Below are 14,730 nucleotides of genomic sequence, written 5' to 3'. Positions count from 1 at the left end.
CACTCGAGGTAACGGCCTCGTCAGTGGCGTGGTCTGACCCAGCCGCCGAACGCTTTCTCGAGGGTGAGAGCCGCGGCGATCGAGAGGTGGTCGCGGTTCGGGCCCGCGACCACCTGAACTCCCAGCGGCAGACCGTGGGAGCCGCGACCGAGGGGAACCTGGGTAACCGGTAGTCCCGCGAGGCTGAACGGCGCGACCGTGTTCGTACGCCAGAGGCGCCCGGTGGTGCGACCGTGACGGGGTGCGACCGTGGTCAGGGTGGGGTGCAGGAGCAGTCCGTCGCCGATGGTTGCGGTGATCTCGGCGGCAGCGTTGTGCGCGGCAGCGGTGATGCGCCGGGCCATCGGGCCTGGTACTCGTGCGGCGATCAGTTCGCCGAGCGCGAGGAGCCGGGTGGCGAGTGTGTGGTCCCCGCCCGCGGCGGTGAGCTGCCCCAGCGCGAGGATGTCGGCGCCTTCGTTGCGCATGATCTCGGCGAAGCTGATGCCGGTTTCCTCGGCCAGCACGATCGAGGCGAAGAGCCCGATCATCCGCAGAGCGGGCATCGGTACACGGGTGATCTCGGCGCCGACATCGGCGAGCGCGGCCGCGGCACGGTCACGTGCTGCCAGCACTTCGCGGCCGACGCCGGGGGCGAACGTCTTGTCGAGCAGCACCACGCGAACACCGCGTAGTGAGGTGGTCGCCGGATCGCCGAGGGTGACGTGCTGTATCAGTGGATCGGTCCCGTCGGGGCCTGCCATGATCTGCAGCAGCGGCATGAGATCGGTTGCATGGCGGGCGATGACCCCGTTGGAGCACAACGCGGCGACCCCGAAGGGCGGTGGCCAGGCGCCGGTGGTCGGGAGCAGACCGGTCGAGGGGCGGTGGCCGAAGACGCCGTTGCAGAAGGCGGGGATGCGGATCGAGCCGAGGGTGTCGGTGGCCAACCCGAGCGGGGATCCGCCGCTGCCCACTGCGGCACCCTCACCACCCGAGGACCCGCCCGCGGTGCGTGTCCGGTCGTGCACATTGTTGGTTCGCCCGTAGACCCGGTTGGTCGACTCGATCCACATGCACCCCTCGGACGTGTTCGTCAGACCGAGCACGATCGCGCCGGCATCCAGGACTCGTTGCACCACAGTGGCATTGGCGGCAGGACGCAGATGCTTGCGTGCCACCACACCCGCCGTGTTCGGCAGACCGGCGACAGCCAGGGATTCCTTGACGGTGATCGGTACGCCGAACAGCGGTGGCAGGCTCGCCGGTCCGGTCGCGAGATGGGCGTCGGCGGCGTCGGCCTGCTGTCGCGCGGTGTCGTAGCAGTCGACGACCACGGCGTTGGTGGCAGGGGCGAAGCATTCCAGCACGGCAATGTGGGCATCGATCACCGCACGGACGGTCACCTCGCGAGCGCGGATGGACGCGGCCAGGCCGATCGCGGACTCATCAGTGGTCGTCGTGCCGTCGGGGCGAAGCATCATGCGTTACAGTATTACGTACTCCGTCAAACCGTATCCGGCTGGTCGGCAAGCGGAAACTGCCCCCAATCGCAGGACGCTGCATACGATTTCCCCCGCACCGATGACTTTCGGGTGAATCCGTCGTCGTTACCACTGGGTGTACCGACAGACAGGAGTCCAGGCATGACGCGACCGGTTCGATTCGATATGACCGCGGTACGGGCGAACGGGGTGGATCTCGGCATCGAAAGCTTCGGCCGCGAGGACGACCCGCTGGTGCTGCTGGTCGGCGGCACAACGATGCTGTCCTGGCCCGACGCGCTGTGTGAACGACTCGCGTCGGGCGGACGGCGTGTGGTGCGCTACGACCTGCGTGACTCCGGTGCGTCGACGCTTGTCGACCCGGAGCACCCTGCGTATGACTTGCGGGATCTCGCCGCCGACGCGGCCGCGCTGGTCGAGGCGCTCGGAGCCGGGACCGCCCATCTCGGTGGGGTCGGTGTCGGTGGGATGATCGCTCAGGTCGCCGCGCTGGACCACCCGGACGTATCCTCCGCACTGACGCTGGTCAGCACCCGGTCGGTGGCGCCCGGCCGGGTCGACGAGGACCTGCCGGACCACGAGGGCGCGATCATGCGCCAGCTCTTCTCCCGCCCGAAGCCGGACTGGACCGACCGAGACGCGGTCGCGGCGTTCGCCGCCGAGGGCGCCGAGCTATTGGGAAACGATCCGGAGCAGGCGCGGTCGACGGCAGCCCGAATCTGGGACCGGACGCCGTCACCCGATCCTGCCGTCCACCAGGCGAACCAGCTCGGGATGGTGTTCTCCCGGATCGACTGCACCCCGCGATGGCGGGAGCGGCTCGGTGAACTCGACGTGCCCACGCTCGTGGTGCACGGCCGCGCCGACCCGTTCTTCCCCGTCGGCAACGGCGAAGCCCTCGCCGCCGAGATCCCCGCGGCGCGACTGCTCCTCCTCGACGACATGGGCACCGCCCTGCGCCACACCGCAGCCGACCAGATCGCTGCCGCCATGCTCGCCCTCTGATGCGCGGCGTGCCGTCCGACCTAGGGGCTGGAGCGCAGCAGCGCACCGCGCAGGACTTCGCGGATATGGTCTGGGTCGGCTTCGTGGTCGTCGAGAAGAATGGCCGTACACAGTCCGTCGCACAAAGCGACGAAGGCTTCGACCGCGTCGGGATCGTCGGTCTGTGTTCGGGCGAGTTCCGCGACGCCCTCACGCCAGCTTCGCGCGGCGGGGCGTAGCGCGGGTCGGCGGGCGGCCAGGGTCGAGAGTTCGCGTTCGGCGAGTGCGCGCTCACGGCCGGGGCCTGCCGATTCGGCGACGAGCCGGGCGAGGCCGTCCAGTGGGTCGTCGGCGGTGTCGATGAGCTCGCGAATGCGCTGGGTGTAGGCGTCGGTGACGCTGGTCAGGGCTGCCACCAGCAGCTCGTCCAAGGTGGCGAAATAGTAGAGGGTCAGGCTAGTGGTGATGTCGGCCTCTTTGGCGACAGTTCGGTGGGTCACCCCGGCGGCGCCGTCGCGGTGCACGATCACCAGTGTTGCCTCGATGATCTGGGCTCGGCGGCGATGGCCGCGTTGTGTGCGGCCATCGATCGTGTCGTGGTCAACCACCATGTCCCTCTCGCCGGTTCTGCCCGCTGCCGCACGTCGAGGCTATCGTCTGCGCCGCAGGGGTGGCGGCACCGATCGGGCGGATGTGGCGCAACATCGTGAAGCACGCGATCGCCGCGCCCGCCACGGCGATACCCGCGGCGATCGCGGCAGTCCCGAGTCCGCTGGTGAACGCGTCCTGCGCGTGGTCCAGTGCGGCGACCGGCAGCTCGTCGGTCACCGACACCGCGCCGGAGAGGCTGTCGCTGTAGGACTCGGCTACGGATCGGGGCATCCCGGCTGGGGTCTCGACCGCGGCCCGATAGATCGCCGTCGTGAGACTTCCCAGCAGCGCCACCCCTGCCGCGATCCCCAACTCCTGGACGGTCTCCGACAACGCCGCGGCTGACCCCGCTCGCTCCGATGGTGCCGCGCTCACGACGATGTCGGTGCCGAGTGCGGCGATGACACCCAGGCCGAGATAGACGAACGCGAAGCCGACGACCACATCCACCTTGCTATCGGTCCCGGCGAAGGCGAGCAGGACATACCCGATCAGTGACAGGGCCAACGTGCAGGCCATGACGATGCCCGGGGAATAACGACCGGCGATCACGGGGGCACCGATCCCGCCGATCAGCATGGCCAGCGCCGGTGGCCCCATCCACAGCCCAGCACTCAGTGGCGAAAGGCCCGCGACGAGTTGCAGGTATTGAGTGACCAGGTACATCACTCCGCCGAAGCCGACCAGGCCGATCAGCAAAACGGCCAACGCGACGGAGAAGGCCGGGCTACTGAAGAGCCTGATGTCCAACAGCGGCTCCCGCAAACGCCATTGGCGACGGAGGAAGGCGACCGTCGAACCACCACCGAGCAGAACCGCGGCCAGGGCCTGGGCATCGACGCCGTGTGCGGCGACGTGCTTGATCGCATAGACGATCGGCAGCATCGCCGTCAGCGAGAGAGCGACGCTGCGCAGGTCGAGCCGTGTGGCATCGCTGCGATACTCCGGCAGCAGCGCCGGCGCCGCGACCAGCACCGCGACGCTGACGGGGACCGCGATCAGAAAGGCCGCACCCCACCAGAAGTGGGAAACCAGGACGCCGCCCACGACCGGTCCCGCCGCCATTCCCAGTGCGAACATCGTGGCCCACACACCGATCGCCAACGCCCGCTGCCTGGCGTCGGTGAACAGGACGCTGATCAGGGACAACGTCGATGGCATCAACGTCGCGCCGGCCACGCCGAGCAGTGCCCGCGCCGCGATCAGCCAGCCAGCACTGGGGGAGAACGCCGCGAGCACCGAGGCCGCACCGAATGCCACCATGCCGATCATCAGCAGGCGCCGGCGCCCGATCCGGTCGCCCAGCGTTCCCATCGTGAGCAAAAAGCCCGCGATGAGGAATCCGTAGGCATCCATGATCCACAGCGTCTCGGTAGCGCTCGGCTGCAGGTCGGCGGCCAGGCTCGGGACGACGAGGTAGAGCACCGTGACATCGAGACCCAACAGCACGGTCGGCAGTGCCAATACCGCCAGGCCCACCCAACGCCGCCACTGCGCATGGGATGAAGGTTCTGCGTCCATCTCACCCTCTGATCTAGTTGAACGTACGTACTAGTTGTACCATCGTTCAAATTTGAAGTTCAAGGGGGGCGAGATCTCATCTCCACGAATTCGGCACGGTCGGCCTGCCGTGTCGCGTGAAATTCCGCTCCCCGCAACGGAATGAACCGAGCACAGTTTTCGACCGGTTCCGTAGCAGTAACGTTGCGTTGGCAATGACCAAACGTAAACGTAATAAGATCAAGGTCATTGAGAGCGCAGGGAGATCCTGACCGCCGATAATGTTCACTTATCGGCGGTCAGGATCGAGAAGGCTCGATTCGACTCTCCCAGGGGCGACACGGAATTCGTTTCGTGTATTACGTAAAGAAATGACGAAACAAACGCTACGATTCTCCCGTGTCGAGCGTCTGCAACTACCCGGGCTGTGCCCGCCCCATCACCCGCGCCGGTGGCCCGGGTCGTCCCTCCGAGTACTGCGATCACCCGGACCACACCCGGTGGCGAGCCTGGCGCGAAAGGCAACGGCAGCAACAGGAGTCCGAGAGTGCGGCCGCTACCGTCACTGTGACGGCTCAGGGTCCGGTGACCGTGGCGCGGTTGCGGGCCGATGAGCTGCTCGGCCAATTCCGTGGACTGGCCGAGCAATTGGGGACCACGTTGAACGCCGCAGTGGCCGAGCTGCAGACGATCGGGGATCCATCGGTGGCCGAAGCGCAGGTCCAGGCCGCGCAGGCCGACGCTGCCCGCCGGATCGCCGAGGCCGAGATGGCGACGGTGGCGGCCGAACAAGCGCGCCGCGAAGCCGAGGAGCAACGCGCGCTGGCGGAATCAGTGGCCGAAGAGGCGGTGGCCGCCGCGGAAGAAGCTGAGCAGGCGGTGGGTGAGGCGCTCGCGGCCAGGGACGAAGTCGTCGCCTCGGTCGACGCGCTCACCAGGCAGGCCGCCGAGGACGTGTTCGCGGCGCGCAGCGATGCCGAGGCGCAAGTCCGTGCGGCACAACGACAAGCGGCCGACGACATCGACAAAGCCAAACAGGAAGCCGACGACACCGTGGCCCGCGCCGAACAGCGCGCCGACACCGAGATTGCCCACCAACGCCGAGACGCCGACGCTCGCATCGCCGCCGCGAACGCCGAACGTGACCTCGCCATCCAGCGCGCCGCCGACGCCGACCGAGCCACCGAACGCGCCGAGCAAGCCACCGCCGAGCGAGTAGAGGCCGCCGCCGAAGCGCGCGAGGAGTGGCGGCGGGCCCGCACCGAACTCGACACCGCACGCGGCGAACTCGACCGCACCCGCACCGAACTTGCCGAACTGCGCCGCACCACCACCATCGACACCCAGCAGCGCCGCGACGAATCCGCGGCCGCGCTGGAACAGGTTCGCGCCGAAGCCGCCGAACGATGGGCCGCGCTCGACGACGCTCGCAAGCAAACCCTGGCCCGAGCCGAACGCGCCGAAGCTCAGCTCGACGAACTCCTCGCCACCACCCGCACCCCGATACCGCAGACATGAGTGGGGTATCGGCGGCGGTGAGAAGCGACCTGGACTAGCGTCACGCACATGACCGAGCAGCCCGGCCCTCTCGAATCGACCCGTGAGTTCGCCGCCATCGACATCAACGACATGCTGAACGCCGAGGAAACCTACACCGGCCCGACATCACGGACGCGGCTGATCGCGATCCTGGTGGTGGCCGCGCTGGTATTGGGCGCGGGTGCCACCACCTTCGCGATCTTGCTGGCCTGATCCCTCACGCGGGCCGAGCCAACGGGGTGTCGGGCTCGCCGGAATTACGCAGTGCAACGATCTGTTCGGGCACCCAGTAGATCCGGCCGAATTCGAACGCCTGATAGACCCCGTCGTCGTGGCCGGTCTCGTCGGAGGTAGGCCACCCCAGTTCGCCGTTCTCGTAACCGGCCGCTGCCCAACGCGCACCGATCGCACCGTGCACCCAGTACGCGGGTTGCCCGGCGCGTCGGTAGACGGTGCCACCCTGAAACGTTTGCGACAGCCCCGGTCCGGAACCGCGCGGATCGGGCAGTTCGGTGTGCTCGGCGGTCGGGTAGCCCAAGGGGCCTGCCTCCCACCCCAGCTCGGCATATTTGGACATGACCGCCGTCGGGATCGCGTGGGCATCGGTGGTCGGATGCCAGTAGACGTAGCCGTGCTCGAATTCGGCGAAACGTCCCAGCCCGTCCGGTGTGGGGAGTTCGCCGTCGGTGCGGCGCGCGCCCAACCACGGGGACGCTGCGGCACGAATATCGATCGCCGTCGGCGCGGACCCACCGGCGAACGCGGCGACATGGGCGGCGAAAACATCCCACGGGAAGTTCGGTCCCACATCGGTGTGGGAGCCGATGCCGAGCGCCCTCGTGACGTACTGGTGATCGGAGATGCCGTCGCCGACGTAGTAATCCGGTTCGATCACCTCGGTCGAGTACCCGTGGCGGTGCGCGCTGCGCACGGCCAGGAACGCCGCGATCCGCAGATCACCGTCGATGCGCAACCACTGCTCACGCGACCACGCGATCCGGCTGCCGGCGAAGCACAGATTCACGGTGAAAGGGTTCGCCGACAGCACCGACCACGACGCGCGTTCCTCCGCTACCACCCGCACCACCACCGCGTCGCGCAGCGTGTAGTGGTAGGACACGCCGTTGGCGGGGTTGTTCAGGTAGGCGGCAAGGGATTCGGCGGTGCCGTTGCCTTCCTGGGTGTGCAACAGAAAGTTCGTGACGCGGGCGCCGTCGCGCGAGGAGTGCGAGGGTCCGAGGCGGTCGATCTCGGTGAACTGCGGGACCGCTACCGAACGGTCGAGTGCCCACTGCCCGAAGTCGGGGGCGAGGATGTCGTTGACATCGACACGAGTGCCGTCGATGAGAGGTCCGGGGTTGCTCGGGGTGTCGATCACCCGCTGGTAGAGCACCGCGCGCGGTTCCCGCTCTGTGCCCGACCAGGCTCGCGTCTGCCACGCCCAACTGAATTCCCCGCGCGCGCCGACCACGCCGTCCTCGATCGCCCACGCGCACACCCGTGAATGCCCGTAGATCCCGGTCCATTCCGTACCCAGCACCGAATTGACCCCGCGAAAGAACTCGACGGCCGTGCTGTTCCACTGCGACAGCGAGATGTCCTCGTCGACGGCGAAGAAGATCGGGGCCTGTCGAGGCGCGCCCACACTCAGGTGCGTGGCCAACGCCTGCTCGGCCATTCGCCGACCGCCGTCGAAACCAGTGGTCCAGTCCGACGGCGTCGCGTCGCCGGGTTTTCCGTATTGCCAGATGGAGACGATGTCGAGCCCGGCAGCGGTGAGTGCGCGCGCGTAGTCGGCGGTGATCGGTTTGGCACCGAAGTTCGCACCCGGCCTGCTCGGTGAGATGTAGGCGAGGACCGCCGAATGGCCCGCCGCGGCGATCGCCCGCGGATCGATGAGCCTGGCCGCGAAATCGACAGCTGTAGACATGATTGACCCCCTGTATGACTGCGTACCCGATGGAATTCCCGAACTGGTGGAACTATCGCGATGATCTACGCTGGTACCCGAGGATCGGTACCGGGGTGAGGATCTCACCTCGCGCTATTCTAAACGAAACGCTTACTCCCGCATCGCCGTTCACCAACGAACAGGGTAGTACCCGAATTCGGGAGTAGTTTCACTCACGCATGCAGGCCCTGGTGCCCGCTAACCTTTGGCCATGGTGGCGCAGCTGATGTGGGGGATCCCGACGCACGGGTTGTTCGTCGCGCTCGGTGTCGCTGTCGCCGCGGTGGTGTTCGTGACCGAGTGCAGGCGCCGCGACGCGCTGCGCGAAGAGTCGCTGGTCGCGGTCACCGGAGCGTTGGTCGGTGGGGCGATCGGTATGCGGTTGTCGAGTCTGGTCGAGACGCTCGATCCCTATGAGAGCTGGATGTTCGGTGCGCGCAGCGTGCTCGGCGGATTGCTCGGCGCGTACGTGGGCGTGTTGATCGCGAAGCGGATTATCGGCTATCGGGAACGGACCGGTGACCTGTTCGCCCCCGCGGTGGCGCTGGGAATGGCCGTGGGGCGCATCGGGTGCTTGCTCACCGAGGCACCGGGACGGCCCACGAACCTGCCGTGGGGAATTCACGCGGCCGCGACGGTGCCGCAGTGCCCCGGGTGTGTGGCCGGTGTGGCGATGCATCCGAGTTTTCTCTACGAAATCGTCTTCCAGCTGGCCGCTTTCGGCGCACTGTGGTGGTTGCGCGACCGGATCAGCACACCGGGGGAGCTGTTCACCCTCTATGTCGGTGCTTATGCGATCTTCCGGTTCCTGGTCGAGTTCACTCGCGCCAACGACACGGTGTGGCTGGATCTGACGCGCCCGCAATGGTTCCTGCTGCCGGGGTTGGTCCTGGTGGCGGTGCGCTGGACCATCGGCTATCGGCGTGGCAACTACGACGGTGTACTTCGACGAAAGGTCGCTGCATGAACTTTCCTCCCGGACCACCACCGAATATGCCACCCCCACCGCCCTATCAGGGTGGGAAGCCGCCGGGACAGGGCGGTCAGATCGCGGCGATGGCGTTGGCGGGTGCGATGGCGTTCATCATGGTTAACGCGATCGCGGGATTCGTCGTGTTCTTGGTGGTGGCCTCCATCAACGACGACACCGCGACCAGGGCGCTGGTCGGGCTCACCGCGGTGGTCAGTGCCGCGGCGGCTTTCGGGGGTGGCTGGCTGTTGATCCGGCGCAAACGGCCCGCTCCCAAGGGGTTCGGAATGGGGCTGATGATCGGGTGGTCGCTGGTCACGGTGTGCACGGCGGGTTTGTGCACGGCCATCAACCCGGAGCTGTACACGGGCATGTTCGGGATGGCGCGATGACCGGGATGCCGTTGCGGGGCGATCGAATCCTGCGCTATGTCACCGCGTTCTGCCCCCGCTGTCACGACGAACACCCCGAAACCCCGCTGTCCGACGTCGCGCGACTGTCGGGCTGGCTGGCCGAACGGGACGGGAAGGTCTTCCTCGAACGCGGGTGTCGCACCCACGGTATGGTGCGGACCCTCTACGACGAGGACCCCGAGATCCTGGCCTACCTCGAAGAGTGGACGGCCCCGACCAAAGCGCACCTGCCCGACGCCGCGGGCAATTTCGATCCGGTGCCCTCGGCCTACCTGCGCGGGCTGCCCGAGATGCAGACCCAGCACACCTGCATCCTGCTCGAGGACATCATCGACAGTTGCAACCTGCGCTGCCCGACCTGTTTCGCCGATTCTTCGCCCGAACTGCGCGGTGTGGTGGCGGTCGAGGACGTGCTGGCCAATGTCGATCAGCGGCTGGCCCGCGAGAACGGGCGCCTGGACGTGCTGATGCTCAGCGGCGGTGAGCCGACCCTGCATCCGCAGTTGGCGCGACTGCTGGCCGAGCTCACCGCACGGCCCATCACGCGAATCCTGCTCAACACCAACGGTCTGCGCATCGCCGTCGACGACGAACTGCTGGCGCTGCTGCGCACCCATCGCGACCGGGTCGAGGTGTATCTGCAATACGACGGGGAAACCGCGCAGGCCTCACGCCACCATCGCGGTGGTGACCTGCGGGTGCGTAAACAGCAGGCGCTGCAACGACTTTCGTCGAACGCCGTCTTCACCACCTTGGTGATGACAGTTGCGCTGGGCGTGAACGACGACGAGATCGGTGCGGTGCTGCGCACCGCCATGGACACCCCGTTCGTCGGCGGAGTCTCGATCCAACCGCAATTCGGGTCCGGGCGTTCGGGAGCGATCGACCCGATGGACCGGCTCACCCACACCGGTGTGCTGCGCCGACTCGGCCCGCAGACCGACGGGCTGGTGACCTGGCGTGACCTCACCGCGCTGCCGTGTTCGCATCCGCACTGCTGCTCGGTCGGTTACCTGTTGCGCGATGACGCCGGGCAGTGGCAGTCGCTGGTCTCGCTGATCGGGCACGAGCGGTTGAAGCAGCAGCTGGGGCTGGTGTCGAACCGGATCGCGGACTCGGCGCTGCCCGCCGAACTGCGGATGGCGGTGCAGGAATCGCTGCTGGGACTGCTGTCGGAGCAGTCGTCGCTGTCGCATCCGGAGATCGGGCGGGTGTGGCGCAATATCTGCGAGAACTGTGACCTGGGAATGTCGACCCTGCTGACGTTGGCGTCGTCGGCATTGCCGGGACGGCGCAAACGGTTGCGGACACTGCTCGGGGAACGGGTCGTGCGGATCACGATCAAACCGTTCATGGATATGTCGACGATGATAGAAGAACGACTCACCCAGTGTTGCGTGCATGTAGGCACCCGCGCCGATGCTGATCAGTGCGCGCCGTTCTGTGCGGTGCAGGCGTGGCCCGCGCTGTCGCGGCAACGGTTGTCGGCGTCGGCACCGTCGGGACGGGCGTTGCTGCCGGTGGAGGTGCGGTGAGCGAGCGCGGGGTCTATTACGAGGAGGCGATGCGCGCCCAGCAGCCGCACGACCCCTTGACGTTGTGTGTGGTGGCAACCGTGGCGTTGCTGACGTGGTTGGTGGGCCCGTGGGCGGTGGTCGGGTTCGGCGCGCTCGCGTTCGCCGGATATTGGCGGGCGTGGCGAGCCGGGTTGCGGCGCAGTCGATGCTGGTTGCGCGACACCCGCCTGGTGCTGGCGTATGTCGCGGCGATCGCCGTGGTCGGGGTCGTCGGCGCGATGTGGTGACGGCGTGTCGCCAAAGCCGGTGCGGCAGAACAGTAGCGGGCGAGCGCGGGGCACGGTTGACTGGTAACCATGGCCGCCACTCGATCCAGCAGGCAGCGTCGATCAGGGGTGCCCGCATCCGCGGTCCCGCCGGGCGAATTGATCGTCATCACCACGTCGACCGGCCCGGAGATCACACCGATCGCCCTGCGCGAGAACCGATCCGTCCGCACCAGGGTCGATGAGTTACTCCCCGGCACGGCACGTCTGGTGCCGATCTTCGGTCCCGACAACCGACTCGCGGCCAGACTGGCCGACACACCACAGGCGCCGGTCGCGGGGGACTACCTCAGCTACTACTCGGTGCACGGTGACCTGGGTGACCTCGGCGACCTCGCGCATCGGCTGCGCGAGGACGACACCGTCGCCGCCGCCTATGTGAAGCCCGCGGCCGAACCACCGCTGGCACCCCTCGCCGAGAACATCGTCGCACCGCGAGCACCCGCTGTGACACCCGATTTCCGGGTCAGGCAGGCCTATCTGGACGCCGCGCCCAACGGTATCGATGCGGTGTGGGCGCACGGTCGGCCCGGCGGGCTCGGCACCGGCGTGCGGGTGATCGACGTCGAGGGTGCGTGGCGGTTCACCCACGAGGACCTACGCCAGAACCAAGGCGGGATGATCGGTGGCACCGCGTCCGACGATCTGGGGTGGCGCAATCACGGCACCGCCGTCGCCGGTGAGATCAGCGGCGACCTCAATGCCTTCGGCGTCACCGGGATCGCGCCCGAGGCCCACATCAGAGCCATCTCCGTCTTCGGCATCGGCTCGGCCGCCGCGATCCGCTCCGCGGCCGACGCCGTGAACCCCGGCGACATCGTCCTCATCGAATTGCATCGCCCCGGTCCGCGATTCGACTACCGGGCCACTCCCGATCAGCGCGGCTACATCGCCGTGGAATGGTGGCCCGACGACTTCGCCGCCATCCGCTACGCCGTGAGCCGCGGCGTCGTCGTCGTCGAAGCGGCGGGCAACGGCGGCGAAAACCTCGACGACGCCGTCTACGACACCCGCCCCGGTGATTTCCCCGCCACCTGGCACAACCCGTTTCGCGCGGGCCGGGCCGACTCCGGCGCCATCCTGGTCGGCGCGGGCGCCCCACCACCGGGCCTGCACGGCCGCGACCACGGCCCCGCCCGCTCGCGTCTCGACTTCTCCAACCACGGCGCCCGCCTCGACGTCCAAGGCTGGGGCCGCGAGGTCACCACTACCGGCTACGGCGATCTCCAAGGCGGCCCCGACGAAGACCTCTGGTACACCGACGAATTCAGCGGTACCTCCAGCGCCTCGCCGATCGTCGTCGGCGCCGTCGCCGCCTATCAGGGCATCCGCGCCCACGGCCCCGGCCGCGCGACCCCCGAGCAGATCAGAACCCTGCTCCGCACCACAGGCTCCGCCCAAACCGCCGCCCCCGGCCGTCCAACCACCCAGCGCATCGGCACCCTGCCCGACGTGCGCGCCATGTCGGCGAAAGGCTGATACCCGCGATGGCATTTATCCACCAGACCACCGTCACCCCGTCCAAGACCGATGTCGTCGCGACGTGGTTGCCAAGCCGGCAGTGGTACCGGGGCACGACGCCGCGCATACGCAAGGCCGGAGGGTTCCGCCTCGACGATCCCGCAGGCGAGGTAGGCATCGAATTCCTACTGTTCGTCGACGATTCCGGGGCGGACGAAGTGTTGTATCAGGTGCCGTTGACCTATCGTGGGGCGCCGCTGCCAGGAGGTGACTCCGCGCTCGTCGGCACTGCCGAGCACGGAGTACTGGGCAGTCGCTGGATCTACGACGGCACCCGCGATCCGGTCGCGATCGGCGCCGTCGTGGATCTGCTGACAGGTCGCACGACGGCTCAGGCACAGAGCCTCAGCGACACGCCGGATCTGACGGTCGTCGTGACGCAGCCCGAACACCGGTCGATCGAGGGTGAGGTCGGCGTCGGTGTGGACGGCATCGCCTACACCGACGTTCCCATCGGGTCCGCTGTCGTGCGATTCCACCGCTCGCCCACGGCCGTGCGACTCGGCGCGGCGTGCTCGGTCGCCGCACCCTCCGCGCTGGGCCCGGTCGTGGAGCTGATCACCGTGCTGACCGACTAGCCCCACAGCTGCTCCCCACCAGCCACCCCGGGTCGAAAACCAGATGTGGCGTAGTGGGGTGGCATGGGAGGGTACGAGGATGGCATCGGCGAAGAGCGTGCGCGTTCGGGCGGCTACCCAGGCGGACTCGGCTGCGATCAGGGGGTTGCAAGAGGCCGGGTTCGGGATGCGGTACGGGGGTGACGAGGACGAATTCCGGGGCAAGGTCTTCCCGGTCGAGCGGTCGTTGGTCGCGGTGGACGGTGACCGGATCGTCGGGCATACGGTAGATCGGACGATGACGGTCACGGTGCCGGGGGAACGGTCGGTGCGGGCATGTGGGGTATCGGGGGTCGCGGTGGCGCCGACGCATCGGCGGCGGGGGATTCTGCGGGAGCTCTATGAGGCCCAGCACGCTCGAACCGAGGCCGACGGATTGCCGTTGACGATCTTCACTGCCAGTGAGGGCACGATCTACGGGCGGTTCGGGTACGAGGTGGCCATTTTCGACACCGCGGTCTACATCGATACGCGGCAGGCCGAATTCCGTTCCACCACACCCGATCCCGGTGGTGTCACCTTGGAGACGCTGACCGACGCCGTCCCGCGGATTCGCGAGATCTACCAGCGCTGGCAGGAAGTGACATCGGGTGCGCAGGATCGTCCGGATGCCAAGTGGGACCTGTTCTTCGCCGATGTGGAGCGCCATCGCCAGGGTGCGACGACACTGTTCGTGCTGCTGCACGCCGACGGCTACGCCCTGTATCGACGCTCCCGGCGCGAGAGCCGCGACATCGCCTCGGTGTGGGAACTCCGCGCCGTCACCCCCACCGCGCACGCCGCGCTGTGGCGGGTGCTGCTCGGCATGGACCTCGTCGACACCGTGGAAGCCGAGATCGCCGACGACGATCCGCTGGCTCACATGCTCACCGACCCGCGCGCGGTGCAGGTGACCCACCGCGGCGACGCACTGTGGGCACGGGTCATGGACGTACCCGCCGCCCTGACCGCGCGCACCTACCGCGCCGACCTCGATACCGTGCTGGCGGTGCACGATCCGTTCCGCGGCGCCGGCGGGAATTTCGCCCTGCGGATTCGTGACGGCCTCGCCGAATGTGAACCGACCACCCGGACAGCGACACTCGCCTTCGACATCAACATTCTCGGCGCGCTCTACTTCGGCGGGCAGCGCGCGAGCGCTTTCGCCGCCGCGCACCGGATCGCCGTCGAGGATCCGAAGGTGCTGCGCGCGTTCGACGAAGCGTTCACCGCCGACCGTGCGCCGCAATTGGGCTGGCCCTTCTAGGCTCGACGCCA

Annotated in this window: 14 protein-coding genes and 1 pseudogene; 10 read left to right on the top strand and 5 right to left on the bottom strand. The window is 67.9% G+C overall.

Annotated elements, in window-relative coordinates:
• Positions 1-20: 20 nt before the first annotated feature.
• The gene (locus IBJ82_RS24715; protein WP_194828340.1) at positions 21-1,463 is read right to left on the bottom strand and encodes an amidase; all 1,443 of its coding nucleotides are present in this window, start codon (positions 1,461-1,463) and stop codon (positions 21-23) included.
• Positions 1,464-1,649: 186 nt separating this feature from the next.
• On the opposite strand from IBJ82_RS24715, the gene IBJ82_RS24710 reads away from it, so the two are divergent.
• Positions 1,650-2,489, top strand: a complete 840-nt coding sequence (locus IBJ82_RS24710) for an alpha/beta fold hydrolase (protein WP_194828453.1) — start codon at positions 1,650-1,652, stop codon at positions 2,487-2,489.
• Between the two features lie 20 nt (positions 2,490-2,509).
• On the opposite strand, the gene IBJ82_RS24705 is transcribed toward IBJ82_RS24710, so the two are convergent.
• Together IBJ82_RS24705 and IBJ82_RS24700 are read right to left on the bottom strand one after the other, a co-directional pair.
• A complete protein-coding gene (locus IBJ82_RS24705; RefSeq protein WP_194828339.1) occupies positions 2,510-3,079 on the bottom strand; it encodes a TetR/AcrR family transcriptional regulator in 570 nt (189 codons plus the stop codon).
• Entirely contained in the window at positions 3,069-4,640 is a 1,572-nt protein-coding gene (locus IBJ82_RS24700) for an MFS transporter (protein WP_194828338.1), read from the bottom strand. The genes IBJ82_RS24705 and IBJ82_RS24700 overlap by 11 nt, the downstream gene beginning before the upstream one ends.
• 378 nt (positions 4,641-5,018) lie before the next feature.
• Here IBJ82_RS24700 and IBJ82_RS24695 point away from each other — a divergent pair, with 378 nt between their 5' ends.
• Entirely contained in the window at positions 5,019-6,137 is a 1,119-nt protein-coding gene (locus IBJ82_RS24695) for a hypothetical protein (RefSeq protein WP_370585456.1), read from the top strand.
• Between the two features lie 48 nt (positions 6,138-6,185).
• Entirely contained in the window at positions 6,186-6,371 is a 186-nt protein-coding gene (locus IBJ82_RS24690) for a hypothetical protein (RefSeq protein ID WP_194828337.1), read from the top strand.
• A gap of 4 nt (positions 6,372-6,375) precedes the next feature.
• Here IBJ82_RS24690 and IBJ82_RS35470 read toward each other — a convergent pair whose 3' ends face one another.
• The gene (locus IBJ82_RS35470) at positions 6,376-6,966 is read right to left on the bottom strand and encodes an LGFP repeat-containing protein (protein ID WP_370585473.1); all 591 of its coding nucleotides are present in this window, start codon (positions 6,964-6,966) and stop codon (positions 6,376-6,378) included.
• A gap of 468 nt (positions 6,967-7,434) precedes the next feature.
• Positions 7,435-8,088: pseudogene (locus IBJ82_RS35465) on the bottom strand (DUF1906 domain-containing protein); the annotation flags it as partial.
• A 232-nt stretch (positions 8,089-8,320) separates the two neighbouring features.
• On the opposite strand from IBJ82_RS35465, the gene IBJ82_RS24680 reads away from it, so the two are divergent.
• The 7 genes from IBJ82_RS24680 (at position 8,321) to IBJ82_RS24650 (ending at position 14,719) form a co-directional block, all read left to right on the top strand.
• A complete protein-coding gene (locus IBJ82_RS24680; RefSeq protein WP_194828335.1) occupies positions 8,321-9,076 on the top strand; it encodes a prolipoprotein diacylglyceryl transferase in 756 nt (251 codons plus the stop codon).
• Complete coding sequence (locus IBJ82_RS24675; RefSeq protein WP_194828334.1) at positions 9,073-9,471, top strand: hypothetical protein; 399 nt, start codon at positions 9,073-9,075, stop codon at positions 9,469-9,471. The genes IBJ82_RS24680 and IBJ82_RS24675 overlap by 4 nt, the downstream gene beginning before the upstream one ends.
• 5 nt (positions 9,472-9,476) lie before the next feature.
• Entirely contained in the window at positions 9,477-11,027 is a 1,551-nt protein-coding gene (locus tag IBJ82_RS24670) for a radical SAM protein (protein WP_194828451.1), read from the top strand.
• Positions 11,024-11,296 (top strand): hypothetical protein, encoded by a 273-nt coding sequence (locus IBJ82_RS24665; protein WP_370585455.1) that lies wholly within the window; start codon positions 11,024-11,026, stop codon positions 11,294-11,296. The genes IBJ82_RS24670 and IBJ82_RS24665 overlap by 4 nt, the downstream gene beginning before the upstream one ends.
• 69 nt (positions 11,297-11,365) lie before the next feature.
• Entirely contained in the window at positions 11,366-12,814 is a 1,449-nt protein-coding gene (locus tag IBJ82_RS24660) for a S8 family peptidase (RefSeq protein ID WP_228537576.1), read from the top strand.
• 8 nt (positions 12,815-12,822) lie between these two features.
• Entirely contained in the window at positions 12,823-13,434 is a 612-nt protein-coding gene (locus IBJ82_RS24655; protein WP_194828333.1) for a 1,4-alpha-glucan branching protein, read from the top strand.
• Positions 13,435-13,513: 79 nt separating this feature from the next.
• Positions 13,514-14,719, top strand: coding sequence for a GNAT family N-acetyltransferase (locus tag IBJ82_RS24650; protein ID WP_194828332.1), 1,206 nt, complete (start codon positions 13,514-13,516; stop codon positions 14,717-14,719).
• Positions 14,720-14,730 lie beyond the last annotated feature (11 nt).

Source organism: Nocardia sp. XZ_19_231, assembly GCF_015355705.1.
Lineage (GTDB): Bacteria > Actinomycetota > Actinomycetes > Mycobacteriales > Mycobacteriaceae > Nocardia > Nocardia salmonicida.
This window is presented reverse-complemented; position numbering and strand designations above follow the sequence as displayed.

Excerpts from the sequence above, each read along its gene's own strand:
- IBJ82_RS24655 (WP_194828333.1), top strand. The coding sequence starts at position 12,823 with ATGGCATTTATCCACCAGACCACCGTCACCCCGTCCAAGACCGATGTC.
- IBJ82_RS24680 (WP_194828335.1), top strand. The coding sequence starts at position 8,321 with ATGGTGGCGCAGCTGATGTGGGGGATCCCGACGCACGGGTTGTTCGTC.
- IBJ82_RS24690 (WP_194828337.1), top strand. The coding sequence starts at position 6,186 with ATGACCGAGCAGCCCGGCCCTCTCGAATCGACCCGTGAGTTCGCCGCC.
- IBJ82_RS24710 (WP_194828453.1), top strand. The coding sequence starts at position 1,650 with ATGACCGCGGTACGGGCGAACGGGGTGGATCTCGGCATCGAAAGCTTC.
- IBJ82_RS24700 (WP_194828338.1), bottom strand. The coding sequence starts at position 4,640 with ATGGACGCAGAACCTTCATCCCATGCGCAGTGGCGGCGTTGGGTGGGC.
- IBJ82_RS24715 (WP_194828340.1), bottom strand. The coding sequence starts at position 1,463 with ATGATGCTTCGCCCCGACGGCACGACGACCACTGATGAGTCCGCGATC.
- IBJ82_RS24670 (WP_194828451.1), top strand. The coding sequence starts at position 9,477 with ATGCCGTTGCGGGGCGATCGAATCCTGCGCTATGTCACCGCGTTCTGC.
- IBJ82_RS24650 (WP_194828332.1), top strand. The coding sequence starts at position 13,514 with ATGGCATCGGCGAAGAGCGTGCGCGTTCGGGCGGCTACCCAGGCGGAC.
- IBJ82_RS24705 (WP_194828339.1), bottom strand. The coding sequence starts at position 3,079 with ATGGTGGTTGACCACGACACGATCGATGGCCGCACACAACGCGGCCAT.
- IBJ82_RS24660 (WP_228537576.1), top strand. The coding sequence starts at position 11,366 with ATGGCCGCCACTCGATCCAGCAGGCAGCGTCGATCAGGGGTGCCCGCA.
- IBJ82_RS24675 (WP_194828334.1), top strand. The coding sequence starts at position 9,073 with ATGAACTTTCCTCCCGGACCACCACCGAATATGCCACCCCCACCGCCC.